Annotated in this window: 12 protein-coding genes; 4 read left to right on the top strand and 8 right to left on the bottom strand. The window is 64.8% G+C overall.

All coding sequences use genetic code 11. The features are described from left to right. The first annotated feature begins 101 nt into the window (after positions 1-101). Entirely contained in the window at positions 102-1,511 is a 1,410-nt protein-coding gene (locus CCONF_RS06610) for an L-serine ammonia-lyase (RefSeq protein WP_290221945.1), read from the top strand. Between the two features lie 28 nt (positions 1,512-1,539). Here CCONF_RS06610 and CCONF_RS06615 read toward each other — a convergent pair whose 3' ends face one another. Together CCONF_RS06615 and CCONF_RS06620 are read right to left on the bottom strand one after the other, a co-directional pair. Further along, positions 1,540-3,558, bottom strand: coding sequence for a YhgE/Pip domain-containing protein (locus tag CCONF_RS06615; protein WP_290221947.1), 2,019 nt, complete (start codon positions 3,556-3,558; stop codon positions 1,540-1,542). Then, a complete protein-coding gene (locus tag CCONF_RS06620) occupies positions 3,555-4,301 on the bottom strand; it encodes a hypothetical protein (RefSeq protein ID WP_290221949.1) in 747 nt (248 codons plus the stop codon). The genes CCONF_RS06615 and CCONF_RS06620 overlap by 4 nt, the downstream gene beginning before the upstream one ends. A gap of 137 nt (positions 4,302-4,438) precedes the next feature. Between CCONF_RS06620 and CCONF_RS06625 the strand changes: the two genes are divergently transcribed. After that, positions 4,439-5,017, top strand: coding sequence for a TetR/AcrR family transcriptional regulator (locus CCONF_RS06625; RefSeq protein WP_290221951.1), 579 nt, complete (start codon positions 4,439-4,441; stop codon positions 5,015-5,017). Here CCONF_RS06625 and hisS read toward each other — a convergent pair. The 3 genes from hisS to tpx all read right to left on the bottom strand — a co-directional run bounded on the left by hisS (position 5,004) and on the right by tpx (position 7,600). Next, the gene (gene hisS / locus CCONF_RS06630) at positions 5,004-6,290 is read right to left on the bottom strand and encodes a histidine--tRNA ligase (protein ID WP_290221953.1); all 1,287 of its coding nucleotides are present in this window, start codon (positions 6,288-6,290) and stop codon (positions 5,004-5,006) included. The genes CCONF_RS06625 and hisS overlap by 14 nt on opposite strands. Next, positions 6,291-6,938: an MBL fold metallo-hydrolase gene (locus tag CCONF_RS06635; RefSeq protein WP_290221955.1), complete on the bottom strand. Its 648-nt coding sequence runs from the start codon at positions 6,936-6,938 to the stop codon at positions 6,291-6,293. Positions 6,939-7,102: 164 nt separating this feature from the next. Then, the gene (gene tpx, locus CCONF_RS06640) at positions 7,103-7,600 is read right to left on the bottom strand and encodes a thiol peroxidase (protein WP_290221958.1); all 498 of its coding nucleotides are present in this window, start codon (positions 7,598-7,600) and stop codon (positions 7,103-7,105) included. Between the two features lie 190 nt (positions 7,601-7,790). Here tpx and CCONF_RS06645 point away from each other — a divergent pair, with 190 nt between their 5' ends. Then, complete coding sequence (locus CCONF_RS06645) at positions 7,791-8,654, top strand: peptidylprolyl isomerase (RefSeq protein WP_290221960.1); 864 nt, start codon at positions 7,791-7,793, stop codon at positions 8,652-8,654. Positions 8,655-8,993: 339 nt separating this feature from the next. Next, the gene (locus CCONF_RS06650; protein WP_290221963.1) at positions 8,994-9,320 is read left to right on the top strand and encodes a hypothetical protein; all 327 of its coding nucleotides are present in this window, start codon (positions 8,994-8,996) and stop codon (positions 9,318-9,320) included. A gap of 127 nt (positions 9,321-9,447) precedes the next feature. Here CCONF_RS06650 and CCONF_RS06655 read toward each other — a convergent pair whose 3' ends face one another. The 3 genes from CCONF_RS06655 to CCONF_RS06665 all read right to left on the bottom strand — a co-directional run bounded on the left by CCONF_RS06655 (position 9,448) and on the right by CCONF_RS06665 (position 14,743). Next, positions 9,448-10,002 (bottom strand): DUF421 domain-containing protein, encoded by a 555-nt coding sequence (locus CCONF_RS06655; protein ID WP_290221965.1) that lies wholly within the window; start codon positions 10,000-10,002, stop codon positions 9,448-9,450. Between the two features lie 149 nt (positions 10,003-10,151). Further along, a complete protein-coding gene (locus tag CCONF_RS06660; protein WP_290221967.1) occupies positions 10,152-12,218 on the bottom strand; it encodes a bifunctional metallophosphatase/5'-nucleotidase in 2,067 nt (688 codons plus the stop codon). Between the two features lie 230 nt (positions 12,219-12,448). Beyond that, the gene (locus CCONF_RS06665; protein ID WP_290221969.1) at positions 12,449-14,743 is read right to left on the bottom strand and encodes a RelA/SpoT family protein; all 2,295 of its coding nucleotides are present in this window, start codon (positions 14,741-14,743) and stop codon (positions 12,449-12,451) included. Between the last annotated feature and the right edge of the window lie 6 nt (positions 14,744-14,749).

Below are 14,749 nucleotides of genomic sequence, written 5' to 3' on the forward strand. Positions count from 1 at the left end.
CACGCGAAATGTGGGGTTCGTCACATAGACTTGGGTGAGAAAAGTTACCCTAAGTTACAGTCCACGTCTGTTCGCTCAGAGAAAGGTGGCTTGAACTCAACATGACAATTAGCGTCGTTGATATCTTCTCCATCGGGATCGGGCCGTCCTCATCCCACACCGTCGGCCCCATGCGCGCCGCCAAGACGTTCATCGACTCGCTGCCCCAGCTGCCCGCGCGCGTCCACACGGAGCTGCGCGGATCCCTGGCGGCGACCGGCCGCGGGCACGCGACCGACCGCGCGGTCATCCTCGGCCTGGCCGGCTGGACCCCGCTGACGGTGCCGCTGGACGCGGAGCAGGACCCGTCCAGCCCCATTCCCTCCGAGGGCACCGTCACGGGGCCTGCGGGCAGCGTCGAGTTTGAGATTAGCTTCAACAACGAGCCGGTTCCGGAGCACCCGAACTGCCTCATCTTTAGTGCCTGGGACGGCGCAGGCAACGAGATCGCTACGGGCCAGGAATGGTTCTCCGTGGGCGGCGGCTTCATTCTCTCCCGTGCGGAGCTGGAGGCGGAAGAGGAGGCCTCCAGCGCGGTGCCCGCAGGCGCCGCCGCGGCCGCCGTCGAGGACCAGGTCCCTTACCCGTTTAGCTCGGGCGAAGAGCTGCTCGAGCTGTGCGAGGCCCACGACCTGCCGGTGTGGGAAATCGTCCTGGCCAACGAGGCCGTGCTCCACCGCAGCTCCGGCGGCGCGGACCACCTCCTGCGCCACCTGGACACCGTCTGGGACACCATGCGCGAGTGCGTGACCGAGGGCATTTCCACCAAGGGCACCCTGCCGGGCGGGCTGCGCGTGCCCCGGCGCGCCCCGCAGGTCTACCAGACCCTGCTGGAAAAGCAGGAGGACCCCTCCTGCGGCTTCTCCGCTATGGAGTGGACCAACCTCTACGCCCTCGCCGTCAACGAGCAAAACGCCGCCGGCGGCCGCGTCATCACCGCGCCCACCAACGGCGCCTGCGGGATCATCCCCGCCGTGCTGCACTACGCGCGCGACTTCATGGCCAATTTCACCCGCGAAAACGCCCGCCGCTACCTGCTGACGTCGGGGGCCGTTGGCACCATCATCAAGGATAACGCCTCCATCTCCGGCGCCGAGGTCGGCTGCCAGGGCGAGGTCGGCTCCGCCTCCGCCATGGCGGCGGCCGGTATGTGCGAGCTGCTAGGCGGCAACGCCCGCCAGATCGAAAACGCCGCGGAGATCGCCCTCGAACACAACCTGGGGCTGACCTGCGACCCGGTCGGCGGCCTAGTGCAGGTCCCCTGTATTGAGCGCAACGCCATCGGCGCGGTCAAGTCCATCAACGCCGCCCGCATGGCCATGCTGGGCGAGGGCACGCACTACGTCTCCCTGGACAACGCCGTACAGACCATGGCGGAAACCGGCCGGGACATGCTCTCCAAGTACAAAGAGACCTCCCTGGGCGGGCTGGCCAAGACCATGGGCTTTTCCGTCACCCAGGTCGAGTGCTAAACACCGGGGATTACACTCCCCTGCCCACCTAGACCGCCACCTCCGGGTGCAGGTCCTTCATGGCGATGTGGCGCCCGCGCCACGCGCCCACCACGGCGATGGCCATGAAGATGACCCAGATGAGTGCTAGGACCCCGATGCCCTGCTGCAGGCGCGGATCGGCGGCGTCGTAATGGAAGATCATCTGCCGCAAGAGGTTCGTCGAGTACGTCATCGGGTCGTAGTTGTGGAACCACTGTAGGAAGGCCGGCTGGGTCTCCGGCGGGTACAGGCCGCCGGAGGAGACGATCTGCAGCGACATCAGGGAAATGCAGATCACCCGGCCCACGGTAGCGCCCAGCAGGGCGTTAATACCCAGCGCGATGGCTTGGAAGGTCACCGCAGTCAGGCACATAGCTAGCCACATGCCGAACTCGTGGCTGGCATTGAGGTCCAGCGCCAGCTTCTGCACCAAGAACATGACGGTAGCCTGGCCGATACCGACGATGGCCGCGGGCAGGTAGGAGGCCAGTACGACGCGCAGCGGGGACATGCCGGACTCGATGGCGCGGCGCTGCAGCGGGCGTAGCACCATGAAAGTAACCGTGGCACCCATAAACAGGCCGAGCGAGATGAAGATCGGGGCCAGCCCCTCGCCGAAGATGGCGAGGCCATCTCCCTGCCGGTTCTGCTCCACCGGGCTCGACATCGCACCGGCGTAATCGGCGCGCTGGTCGTCGCCGTAGTGCGGCACCTTGCCGCCGGCCTCAGTAAGCTTCAGCGCCAGCGTGCCCGAGCCCTCGTCGAGCCGGACCAGCCCGTCGCTGAGCTGCTTCGCGCCCACCGAGAGCTGCTGCGAGCCATCCACCAGCTTGCTGGTGCCCTGGCTCAGCGTCTGGGTGCCGACCACCAACTGACTCGAGCCATCGTTGAGCTTGTGCAGGCCCGTCGCCAGCTGCTGGGAGCCGTCGGTGGCCCGCTGCATGCCCTGTGAGTACTCGCTGGCCGGGTCGGTGAGCTGGCGGGCGATTTCCTGCGCGCCGCCGCTGAGCTTTTCCACATCCCCCAGCACCGGCGAATCCGGGCCGAGGGCCTGCGTGCGCACCTGTTCGATTACCCCTTCCAACTGGTTGGCCAGATCCTGGGCCGGCGGCAGCCCGGTGGCCCGCAGCTGGCTGGAGACGTTGACCAAGCCCGCCAGGAGCTGTGCCTGGGCGTCGGCGGCTTGGCCGACCATGCCGGTGATCTGATCCACGCCGCCAGAGACCTGGCTGGCGCCCTCGCCCAGGCGCTGCGTGGCGGAGTTGAGCTGCCCCAGCCCGCCGGCCAGCTGGTCGGCCGCATTGCTTGCCGTGCTCAGGCCCTCGTCGAGTTCTCGGGCGCCGGATTCGAGCTTCTTCGCGCCCTCATCCGCGCTCACAATGCCCTCGTGGAGTTCGCCCGCGCCAGAATCCAGCTTCTTCGACGCGTCAGCCGCACTGCCGGCACCGTCGGAGAGCTCGTTCGCGCCGTCCGCGGCCTGGTTCACCCCGTCGCCGATAGTATTGAAGCCGACCAGGAGGTTGTCGGTCACGCGGGTGCCCAGCTCCTCGTTGATCGTGCCCAGGACGGTGGAGACCACCTGGTTACCCAGGGTCTGCGCGATCTGCCCGTTGTCGTTGTTAAAGGTGGCGTTCAGGCTCGCCCGCCGCGGGTTGTCCCCACGGACGGACAGCACCGACTCGGAGAAGTCTTCCGGCAGTTCCATGGCGAAGTAGTACTCGCCGCTGCGAACCCCGTCGCGGGCGGTGTCCGCGTCCACGACGTCCAGGTTGAGCTGGCCTGACTCGGACAACCGGTCGGTAATCTGCTGCCCGGCGTCTAGGTGCTCGCCGTCGGCGTCGGCGCCCTTATCGGAGTTAACAAAGGCTACCGGCAGCTCGTTGACCTTGCCGACCGGGTCCCAGTAGGACCAGACGAAAAGGCCGCCGAAGAGCAGCGGCAGCAGGATAATGACCACGAAGGCGAGCGGCGGCAGCTTGCCGTGGCCGAAGCGACGGATTTCGATACCTAGATGTGTCAGGTTCATTCCTGCTCTCCTTCCACGGCGCTCGGCCCCGCCAAGTCCATCTCCGAATCATGAATGCGGACTTCGTGGTCGGCGAGGCCGGAGGTGTCCGCGTTGGCGCTAATGCAGACCACGGGCAGGCGGTCTGCCAGGCGGCGCACGGTGGAAAGAAATTCCTCGCGCAGCCGCCACGAGCGCAGCTGGTCCACGTCGTCGATGACCAGCGCCACCGCCTCGGGCCGGGCGATAAGCGCTAACGCCACGCGCAGCTTCAAGCGGGTGAGAACGTCGACGTCGCCCACCTTGGTCTTCCGGCAGGTCTCCTCGTCGAGGTCAATCTCAAGCGCGTTAAAGGCGTCCTGGACGCGCTCGTTGGACATAATCTTGCGGGGCGTGAGCCGGTACCACGGGCTGGTCCAGGCTAGCTGCTCGCGCACAACGGCCCGCACCGGCACGAGGCGCTCCAGGCCGTCGATCTCCGGGGTTCCGGCATAGGCGATGTCGGAAAACAGCGCACGGGCGGGAAGTTCTTCCCCGGCGGCGTGCGCGCTGCCTTCCTCGTGCTGCCCGGCGAGCGACGGGGTCCAACGCACCTCGCCGTCTTTCTTCTTCATGCGACCGGCAAGGGTCAGGCCTAGCACGGTGGCGGAGGCTTCCCGGCTGACGTGCAGCAGGTTGAGGCCTTCGACAAGGTGGAAGTCCGGTACCGCAAAGCCGGTGCTCAGCACCAGGTTATGGGTGCTGCACAGGTAAGCTTGTGTCATGGTGGCGGTTACTCCAACTTAAAAAAGCACCCTTCGAAAATGATTAAAACCTAAAGCGGAGGGTGTACTATCAGTTAACGTAAATATACTTAATCCTCGCCGCCGCTAATGTCAACTGATCCGCGAAAGGAAGCTTCATGCGCGCCGATGCCGCCCGCCGCCGCCAAGCCATAATCACCGCAGCTCTCGAGCTGTTTCGCGCGCGCGGAAACAACGTCAGCCTGGAAAAGATCGCCGCGCACGCCGGCGTCGGCATCGCCACGCTCTACCGCAACTTCCCCGATCGGCAAGCGCTCATCGACGAATGTGTGAGCGCTTATGCCCAGCGCTTCATCGATACCCAGAACGCGCTGCTGCAACGCTTAGACTCGGATCCGGAGTCCGGGGGCGAGACCGTGTGCGAATACGCCCGCCAGCTGCTCTCCTTAGGGCTCGGCGTCCTCATCCCCAATTTCCTGCCGGCCAACTTGGATTCCCTACCCCCGGAGCAGAAGGCCTTGCGAAACGAGCTGATGGATAACGGTGCCCGTTTCATAGAAAAGGCGCGCGCCCTGGGACACGTTGGTCCCGGGGTCACGCACCTCGAGTTCATCGCGGGCCTGCTGGCACTCCAGCGGCCACGCGACATCGACCTAGGCGAGGCCGAGTCCGACCTCGACAGTGCGATGGTCCGGATCTACCTCGCCGGTATCCGGGTCGGGATTAGACCCGACTAGCGATGGTCTCGACGACCTGGTCCAGCGAGACCTCCTGCTGTTCGTGGGCGGCTAGGTCCTTGACCGCCACGGTGCCGGCGGCGAGCTCGTTCTCGCCCAGCACCAGCGCCAGGCGGGCGCCGGCGCGGTCCGCGCCCTTCATAGCACCCTTCAGGCCGCGGTCGCCGTAGGCCATGTCGGCGGAAATCCCGCGGGAGCGCAGGTCGTTAACCAGCCGCGCCATCTTCTGCTTGGCCTCGGCGCCCAGCGCGACGCCGTAGACGTCGACGCGGCGCTCGGTGCCGTCGAGGGTAATACCTTCGGCCTCTAGTGCCAGCACCGCGCGGTCCACGCCCAGGCCGTAGCCGATACCGGAGAGGTCCTGGCCGCCCAGTTGGGCCATCAGCCCGTCGTAGCGGCCGCCGCCACCGATGCCGGACTGGGCTCCCAGGCCGTCGTGGACGAACTCGAAGGTGGTCTTGGTGTAGTAGTCGAGGCCGCGCACCATCCGCGGGTTGATGGTGTAGGGGACCTCCATGTCCTCGAGCAGGCCCGTGACGGTCTCGAAGTGCTCGCGGCACTCGTTGCTCAGGTAGTCCAGCATGAGCGGCGCATCCGCGGTGGCTTCCTGGATTTCCGGGCGCTTATCGTCCAGCACGCGCAGCGGGTTGATCTGCGCGCGGTGGCGGGTCTCTTCGTCCAGATCCAGCTTGAACAGGAATTCCTGGAGCTTGTCGCGGTACTGCGGGCGGCAGGTGTGATCGCCCAGGCTGGTCAGTTCCAGGCGGAAGCCGCTCAGGCCCAGCGCGCGGTAGGAGCGGTCTGCCAGGGCGATGACCTCGGCGTCCAAGGCCGGGTCGTCCACGCCGATGGCTTCGACGCCGACCTGCTGCAGCTGGCGGTAGCGGCCGGCCTGCGGGCGCTCGTAGCGGAAGAAGGGGCCGTAGTAGTTCAGCTTGACCGGCAGCTGGCCGCGGCCCAGGTTGTGCTGGATCACCGAACGCATCACGCCAGCAGTACCCTCCGGGCGCAGCGTCACCGAGCGGTCGCCGCGATCGGCAAACGTGTACATCTCCTTGGAGACCACGTCGGTCGACTCGCCCACGCCGCGGGCGAACAGGGAGGTGTCTTCGAAGACGGGCAGCTCAATGTGCTGGAAACCGGCCAGATGGGCCTGCTCGACCATGGTCTGGCGGACCTTGTAAAAGGTGGCGGACTCCGGCGGCAGGTAGTCCGGCACCCCCTTCGGGGCGGTCAGGGGCTTAAACTGCTTCTTCTTGTCACTCACGTTCATCTACATTACCCGTCCGACCTTGAGCAAAAAGGGATTGGCCCCCCGCTCCTGCCGCATGGTGGAGGTCATCCCGTGGCCGGGAAGGACCGCCAGGTTATCGGCCAGGTTCCACACGGGCCCGCGCAGAGAGGCGTCCATGGCCGCCGGATCCGAATGCGGCAGGTCCATGCGCCCGATGGAGCCGCGGAAGAGCACGTCACCGGTAAAAGCCACTTCCTCGTTGACCAGCAGGACGCTGCCCGGCGAGTGCCCCGGCGCGTGGTGGATGGCAAACTTCAGGCCAATCAACTCGAGGTCCTCCCCGTCACGCAGGTGGCGCACCTCAGTAATCGGGACCATGTGGGCGGCGTCGAAAAGCACCTTGGATTCCTCGGATACGCCCGAGCCGTCTGCCAGCATGAACTCGTCTTCTGCGTGGATATAGACCGGGCAGTTGTGCTTTTGGGCCAGGTCCCCGGCGTTGCGTGTGTGGTCGATATGCCCGTGGGTGAGCACCACCGCCTCCAGGGTGACCTGGTGTTCGTTCAGCAATCCTTCCACGCGATCCAGTGCGTGCATACCGGGGTCGATGACAAATGCCTTGTCCTCGTGCGTGACCAGGTAGCAATTCGTCTTGTAGGGACCCGCGGTGAAACCGTAATACTGCATGTCCTCCAGAATAGTGACTCGGCCCCGCAGCGACCACGACCGCTCGCCTCCTCCGCCACCACCAGCCACCGCGCCCCCATTCAACAGCAACCTGACGAACCGCAATAGGAAAAGCCGCCGCCCCGCAAGTGCAGGACGACGGCGTTGAAGCGCGCGAGCGCGGACTACTTCAGAGCAGCCAGGGCGGCGTCGTAGTCGGGCTCGGTGGTGATTTCATCCACCAGCTCGGTGTAGACGACCTTGTGGTCGGCGTCGGTGACGACCACGGAGCGCGACAGCAGGCCCTTGAGCGGGGAGCCTTCCAGGGTCACGCCGAACTTCTCGCCGAAGTCGGTGCGGAAGTCGGAGCCACTGACGACGTTCTCGATGCCCTCGGTGGAGCAGAAACGGGCCTGCGCGAAGGGCAGGTCGCGGGAGACAGACAGCACCACGGTGTTGTCCAGGCCGGCGGCCTTCTCGTTGAAGTTACGCAGCTGGGCCGCACACACGTCGGTATCCAGCGACGGGAAGATGGAGATAACCAGGCGCTTGCCGGCGAAGTCCTGCGCGGTAATTTCCTTCAAGTCGGTACCGACCAAGGTGAAGTCCGGAATCTGCTCGCCTACTGTGGGCAGCTCACCGGTGGTCGTCGTTGCATTTCCATCAAAGTTAACGTTTGCCATGGCCCCGAGGATACCCACACTGTTTAATGCCTGCCACGGTCCTGCTAAAGCCACACAGTCACCGGCCTAATCCCCCACCTAAGGCGGGCGACGCGATAGGATTGTGTGCCAGTTGGTTCGGGCCGCGCCGAAAGCGTCCCGGACCGAAAGACGTGTTCATTCTGCCTACTGTGTAACGAGGAAAACTACAGTGCCTGATAACAAAAAGCGCAGCGAGGAGGCCTTGGCCAACCTCAACCGTGAGCTCAAGTCCCGCGAGCGCAAGACCAAGACCCGCCCCATCGGCGTGGCCTTGATCGCCCTGCTCGCCATCGTCGCCCTCGTCGGCGGCGTCTGGTTCATGGCCTCCCGCGATAGCTCCGACGAGGAAATCACCGCGGAAGACCAGAACACTACTGAGACCACCGAGTCCGAAGAGCAGCCGGAGGCCGTCGCGCTGACCGGCAAGCGCGCCCAGGCACTCCCGGAGACCGTCACCTGCGAATACCCGGCCACGGAAGGCCAGGATTCCAACGGCGCTACCGTCCCGAACGGCGACGACATATCCACCAAGGGCACCGTGAAGGTTAACTTCGCTACCAACCAGGGCGACATGGAAATGGAGCTCGACCGCTCCGTGGCCCCCTGTACCGTCAACGCCATCACCCACCTGGCCGATGAGGGCTACTACGACGGCAGCGTCTGCCACCGCATGACCTCCGGCGGCCTGAACGTCCTACAGTGCGGCGACCCGACCGGTACCGGCTCCGGCGGCCCAGGCTTCAGCTTCGCCAACGAGTACCCGACCGAGGAAGATGCCGAGGCCGGCCAGCCGGTGACCTACCCGAAGGGCTCCATCGCCATGGCTAACTCCGGCAAGGACACCAACGGCTCGCAGTTCTTCGTCAACTACGCCGACTCGCAGCTGGCACCGGACTACACCTACTTCGGCAAGCTGACCGAGAAGGGTCAGGAAGCCCTCGACAAGATCGCCGAAAAGGGCGTCGAAGGCGGCCAGCCGGACGGCAAGCCCGCCGAAGAGGTCAAGATTGACAAGGTCTCCGTGGAGTCCTAACGAATACTCAGGAGGCTAAGCGCCAGACCGCCTTCCTGAACGCCAAGCCCCGGCACCTGCGCACCCCTGCGCGATGCCGGGGCTTTCCCTTATCCGCACCACCCGCGCCAAGCAGCCCCCATACCCCCAACTTAGGTAACCCACACTCAGCACATTCTTAGTTGTTCTTTAGATATTGACAGTTAACCCTTTGTTCACCTGCGATTCTAAATTCACTAAGAACTCTACGTCTACTGCCCGATTTTGGCAGTTTCCTTAAACAGGTCTTGCAAACCCCTGCCCATATCGCTACTATTTGTAGCGTCTGCAAGTACTCCACCGAATCTAAGGATTTCGATAATGAAGCTTTTCTCCCGTAAGTCCCTGGTTGCTGGTGCAACCGCCATCGCCGTTTCCTTCGCTGGCGTCAACGTTGCCACCGCTAACGAGGGCACGCAGGAACAGAGTGTCGGGGCCGGCGCCGAGGCTGGCAACCAGACCGGCGGCGACCAGGAAGACCAGACCGGCGGCGACGACGAGAACAAGAACAAGAACCCCGAGAAGACCTCCAAGGAAGTGGCTGAAGAGGTCAAGGCTTGGATCGGCGTGGCCACCGCCATCATCGGTGTGCTGGGCTCCCTCTTCGCTTTCTTCAGCAAGTACATCGACATTCCGGGCCTGAAGTAATTCGGCTTGTACTAGCTGCTAGCTAGCACGCTTGATACCCCGTGGTTTTATCCACGGGGTTTTTTATGCCTTGGCTCCGGATCCAGTTGTGTGTCTGGCTTTCGGCTTCGCTGATCTGTTTTGGCGCTTAGTCTTGGCCGAGGCCCTTGACGTCGCGGAAAACGTCTGGGTCTATGGTCTTGCCTTCTTGGATGACGGCGATTTGGCCGGTGGGCTCCAGAATCATGGCTTGGACTTCCTGCTTGCTGCCGAGTCCGGCCTTGCGAATGGCCGAATAGATGTCCGTGTCGCTGACGTGGGCGAAGTCGGCGTTGGCTTCGACCTTCTCCCCGTGGTGCATGATGAGGATGGGCTTGCGGTCGATGAACCGCGACCAGCCCACGGCGTTGCGCAGCACGCCGAAGGCGGCCTCTAGCCCCATGAGCGTGGCTAGGCCTAGGACGCCGGCGGCCAGAGACGGGGGCACGCCCACGATGACGCGGCCGGCGACGGCGCCGAACATGATGATAATGACGGCATCGGAAGCAGTCATGGAGGTCAGCACGCGGGAACCGAAGACCTTCACCAAGAGCATGAACGCCAGGTAGATGCCGATGGATGCCAGGATGACGATCGGGATGCGGTGCCACTCCAGCCCCAGCTGGTAGTAGGCCTCGTCCAGAAGAATTTGCTGCCAACTCACGTGCCCTAGCTTAGTCGCTGATAGGTACGGATATGGAAACGCTGGTGGTTATTGCTTGACTGCGGTAGTGCGAACAAAGGCCCTAGGGCAATCCCCAGGGCCTTGGCGTTATTGGACGCGGCGGTGTTTAGGCCGCGCGGTGTGTGAGCTTAGAGGCCGAACTGCTGGCGCAGGTCCTCAATCATCTTGCGGACCGGGGCCGGCAGGGTGATGATGCCGGTACCGACCGCGCCCATCAGTCCGGCGACAAGAGCGACGATTACGCCCGCGCCAATGCCTACCGAGGACAGCAGCGAGTCGCTGGAGCCGGAGCTCTGGCTGGAGCCGTTGTCGCTGTCGTCGGTGTCGTCGTCGTTGTCATCGCCGCCGTTGTCGTCGGCCACGGTGACCGGGATGATGACCTCGGTGCCCTGGTCGGTGGTGACCTTGAGCTCCTGCTCGCCGGAGAGGTCCTCCGGGACGGTCAGCTCGACGGTGGCGCGGCCGCGCTCACCCATCTGGTCGTCGCCGTCCTGGCGGGCGTTGTCGATCTCCGCCTCGGCGGTTGCCTCCCCCAGGGAGACGGTGGCGGTCTTGGCCATCGGCTCGCCCTCGCTGGTGTAGTTGAGGGAGGAAAGCTCCACGGTCAGCTTCTCGCCGGCCTTCGGCTCGCCGGACAGGTGCACGCCGACCTGGCCCTGGCCGGTGCGGACGTCGGCCTCGCCGCTGGCGATGTAATCGATCATCGCCTGGGTGTCCATGTAGCCCACATCCACGATGTCCTTGACCTGGTCCTCTTTGAAGAAGCCGTCGCCGCCGCCGGCCAAGAAGGTCGACAGGGCCACGGTGTAGTTCTTCTCCAGGTCGAGCGGCTCGCCGTTGATGATGACCGACTGGACGCGCTGGCCCTGCTCCGCCTGCGGGTCGTAGGCCACGGAGACGTTCTTCGACAGGCCCAGCGCCAGGCGCGGGCGGGATTGGCCCGGCTGCCACTGGTTCTCCAGGGCGTCGACCAGGTCCTGGCCGGTGATGGTGCCGTAGGCGATGGAGTTGCCAAACGGCTGGACCTCGAAGATGTCCTGGTAGGTCACCTTGCCGCCCTTGAGATCGGCGCGCACGCCGCCGGCGTTCATCAGGCCCAGGTCGATGTCCTTTTCGACCTGCTCGGACATGCTCACGCGCTGGCCCTCAGCGATGAAGTTGTTCAGGGTGGACTCGACGCCGCGGTTGGAGCCCGGCTCCTTGCCCTCGTCGGAGCCGCGGAACATGGCCTGCGGGGTCTCGCCGACTTCCTCGGCGCCCTTCTCCGCAGCCTTGTCCTTGGCCTCCGTCACCAGGCCCGCGATCTCCGGGTGCGGCTCCAGAGCTGCCGCATCCGTGTAGTCGTACTGGGTCAGCTCCACGTCGGTGAGCTCGCCGGCGGTCTTGTCGTAGGTGAAGTCCACGTCGTTGAGCACCTTGCCGTACTCGTGGCCCTGGGCCCAGTGCAGCGGCAGCGCGCCCTCGCGCTCGACGGTGCCCTGGGAGCGTACGTGGGAGTCGCCGCCGAAGAGGACGTCCACATCGTTGTTGAAGCCCTCGGCGTACTGCTCGGCGTCCTCGTGCATCAGTGCAACGACGACGTCGGCCTCGCCGGACTCCTTCAGGCGGGTGGCCTCCTTGTTGGTGGCCTCGACCGGGTCGGTAAAGGTAATGCCCTCGATGGCGCTCGGGGCGACCTTCTCAGCGGTCAGCTGGGTCACGGTGCCCACGTAGCCGACCTTGACGCCGTCGATCTCGGACACGTGGGAGGCATCCATCGCCGGCTGGCCGTCCTTGAGGACGTTGGCGCCCAGCACCGGGTAGTCGGAGTTCGGGATGATGCGATCGTTCAGGTCATCAAAGCCCTGGTCGAATTCGTGGTTGCCCACGGCGCTGGCCTCAACCCCCATGGCGTTGAGGACCTGCAGGGTGTACTCGTCGTCGGTGATGGCGGAGACGAACGCGGAGCCGCCAACGTTGTCACCCGAGGTGGTCAGGTCGTAGTTCTGGTCCTGGTTGACCTGCTCGACCAGGCTCATCAGCTTCGCGGCACCCAGTTCCGGATCCGCTTCTTCCAGGTGGCCGTGGAAGTCAGTGAAATTGGACACCGAGAAGCTGACCTTGTCCTCGGCGAAAGCAGCCGGAGCGCCCTGCAGGGCGACGGCGGTGACGGTGGAAGCCGCCACGAGGCGGCCAATGCGACGGAAGTTACTCATGGGAGTTCTCCTGCAAGACTAGGGAAAAGGGACTAGAGACAAGTCCTTTTATAAACCCATGACCAAGCCGCCGCAGGGGCCCCGGCGGTAGGCCGCGGTTTCCCCTGCGGTGTTAACCTGCCCGCGGCGCAAAGTTCACCTGCAGGTCACCGGACGAGGGGGGGCACTGCGCTCTCCCCTGCCGCAGGCTCCCCTGTCGCCCGCGCCAAGGGGTCGCGGCTCGCGCGGGGTTAAGCGGTGACGCGGTAGACGTCGAAGACGCCCTCGGTGTTGCGCAGCGTGGTCATCAGCTGTCCCAGCTGCTTAGTGTCAGAGACCGAGAAAGTGAACTTCAGTGTCGCGATGTGATCGTCGCCGCGGTTCGAGGTCATCGACAGCACGTTCAGGTTCTGATCGCTAAAGATCCGCGTGATCTCGAACAGCAGGCCCTGGCGGTCCAGCGCCTCCAGCTGCAGCGTGGCGGCAAAAGCGCCCGAGGCGGAATTGCCCGTGGCCCAGGAGACGTCCATCATGCGCTCCGGCTGGCTGCGCAACTTTTCCGCGTTGGTGCAGTCCACGCGGTGCACGGAGACCCCGCCGCCGCGGGTGACGAAGCCGAAGATCTCGTCGCCGGGCACGGGCTGGCAGCACTTGGCCATCTTGGCCATCACGTCCGGGCTGCCTTCCACGAGGATGCCGGTGCCCGAGGAGGAATCCTCCGTCTCCTTGGTGCGGGAATTCTCCAGCGCCGACAGCGGGGTGCGGTCCGCTAGGGCCTCGACGGCGTCATCTCGGTTGCCGAACAGGGAGGTCAGCTGGTTGGCCACGTGCTGGGCAGAGACATTGCCCGAGCCGATGGCCGTGTACAGCGAATCCACGTCCGAGTAGTGCAGCTGCTTGGCCACCTGCTTCATCGAGCTGGCTGTAAACAGCCGGTAGAGCGGCAAGCCGCCGCGCTGGACCTCCGTGGCCAGGGCGTCGCGGCCAGCCTCGAGGTGCTCTTCCCGGCGCTCCTTGGCGAACCACTGGCGCACCTTCGCCTTCGCTCGCGGCGAGACCAAGAACTCCTGCCAGTCGCGCGACGGGCCGGCGTTGGTGTCCTTGGAGGTAAAGATCTCCACCTTGTCGCCAGATTTCAGCGTCGATTCCAGCGCGACCAGCTTGCCATTGACCTTCGCACCGATACAGCGATGGCCGACCTCGGTGTGGACGGCGTAGGCGAAATCGACCGGCGTGGAGTCGGCCGGCAGGTTAATGACGTCACCCTTCGGGGTAAAAGCGAAGATCTGCCTGGCGGACAGGTCGTAGCGCAGGGAATCCAGGAAATCGTTCGGATCGGCTGCTTCCTTCTGCCAGTCGAGCAGCTGGCGCATCCACGCCATCTGGTCGACCTCTTCCTGGTGGCCGGAGTTTTTGCCCTTGGTCTCCTTGTAGCGCCAGTGCGCGGCCACGCCAAACTCGGCGTTGTAGTGCATCTCGTGGGTGCGCACTTGCACCTCCAACGAGGAGCCGCCGTCGGCCAGCACGGTGGTATGCAGCGACTGATAGACGCCGAAACGCGGGGAGGAAATATAGTCCTTGAACCGGCCCGGCAGCGCCGAGTACAGGGCATGGACCACGCCGATGGCGGCGTAACAGCTGTTGATGTCCTCGACCAAGATGCGGATGCCCACCAGGTCGAAGATCTCGTCGAAGTCGCGGCCGCGCACGATCATCTTCTGATAAATGGACCAGTAGTGCTTCGGCCGGCCCATCACCTCGGCCTGGATACCGTTTTCCTTGAGGGCGGCGCCGACCTCTTCCTTGATCTGCTTCAGGGCGCGATCGCGCGAGGGCGCGCGGGCGGCGACCATGCGCACGATCTCGTCGTACTTCTTCGGGTACAGGATGGCAAAAGCCAGGTCCTCGAGCTCCCACTTGACGCTGGCCATGCCCAGGCGGTGCGCCAGCGGGGCAATCACGTCGAGGGTCTGGCGGGCCTTCTTCGCCTGCTTTTCCGGCGGCAGGAAGCGCATGGTGCGCATGTTGTGCAGGCGGTCGGCTACCTTGATGACCAGCACGCGCGGATCCTGGGCCATGGCCACGATCATCTTGCGGATGGTCTCGGCCTCGGCGGCGGCGCCCAGCGCCACCTTATCCAGCTTCGTCACGCCATCGACGAGCCGGGCGACCTCGGGGCCGAAATCGCCAGTCAGGTCCTCGAGCGAGTAGTCGGTGTCCTCGACCGTGTCGTGCAGGAGGGCGGCGGCCACCGTGGTGGTGTCCATGCCGATCTCCGCGGCGATGGTGGCGACCGCCAGCGGGTGCGTGATGTACGGGTCCCCCGACTTGCGCATCACGCCCTCGTGCAGGCGCTCGGCGGTTTCGTAGGCGTTGTTGAGCAGCTCCACGTCTGCCCGCGGATGGAATTCGCGGTGGATGGACAGCAAAGGCTCCAAGACCGGATTGGCCTTGGTCCGCCCACCCGTCAGGGAACGAGCCAGGCGGGCGGACATGCTGCGCATGCTAGACCCAGCGGGGCGTTTCGCCGGTTTATCGTGAGTCATTACGCG

This window comes from Corynebacterium confusum (assembly GCF_030408715.1).
Classification (GTDB): Bacteria; Actinomycetota; Actinomycetes; order Mycobacteriales; family Mycobacteriaceae; genus Corynebacterium; species Corynebacterium confusum.

What these genes read in the sequence shown, in the direction of transcription:
- CCONF_RS06610 (WP_290221945.1), top strand. Translation starts at nt 102, where the DNA reads ATGACAATTAGCGTCGTTGATATCTTCTCCATCGGGATCGGGCCGTCC.
- CCONF_RS06615 (WP_290221947.1), bottom strand. Translation starts at nt 3,558, where the DNA reads ATGAACCTGACACATCTAGGTATCGAAATCCGTCGCTTCGGCCACGGC.
- CCONF_RS06620 (WP_290221949.1), bottom strand. Translation starts at nt 4,301, where the DNA reads ATGACACAAGCTTACCTGTGCAGCACCCATAACCTGGTGCTGAGCACC.
- CCONF_RS06625 (WP_290221951.1), top strand. Translation starts at nt 4,439, where the DNA reads ATGCGCGCCGATGCCGCCCGCCGCCGCCAAGCCATAATCACCGCAGCT.
- hisS (WP_290221953.1), bottom strand. Translation starts at nt 6,290, where the DNA reads ATGAACGTGAGTGACAAGAAGAAGCAGTTTAAGCCCCTGACCGCCCCG.
- CCONF_RS06635 (WP_290221955.1), bottom strand. Translation starts at nt 6,938, where the DNA reads ATGCAGTATTACGGTTTCACCGCGGGTCCCTACAAGACGAATTGCTAC.
- tpx (WP_290221958.1), bottom strand. Translation starts at nt 7,600, where the DNA reads ATGGCAAACGTTAACTTTGATGGAAATGCAACGACGACCACCGGTGAG.
- CCONF_RS06650 (WP_290221963.1), top strand. Translation starts at nt 8,994, where the DNA reads ATGAAGCTTTTCTCCCGTAAGTCCCTGGTTGCTGGTGCAACCGCCATC.
- CCONF_RS06660 (WP_290221967.1), bottom strand. Translation starts at nt 12,218, where the DNA reads ATGAGTAACTTCCGTCGCATTGGCCGCCTCGTGGCGGCTTCCACCGTC.
- CCONF_RS06665 (WP_290221969.1), bottom strand. Translation starts at nt 14,743, where the DNA reads ATGACTCACGATAAACCGGCGAAACGCCCCGCTGGGTCTAGCATGCGC.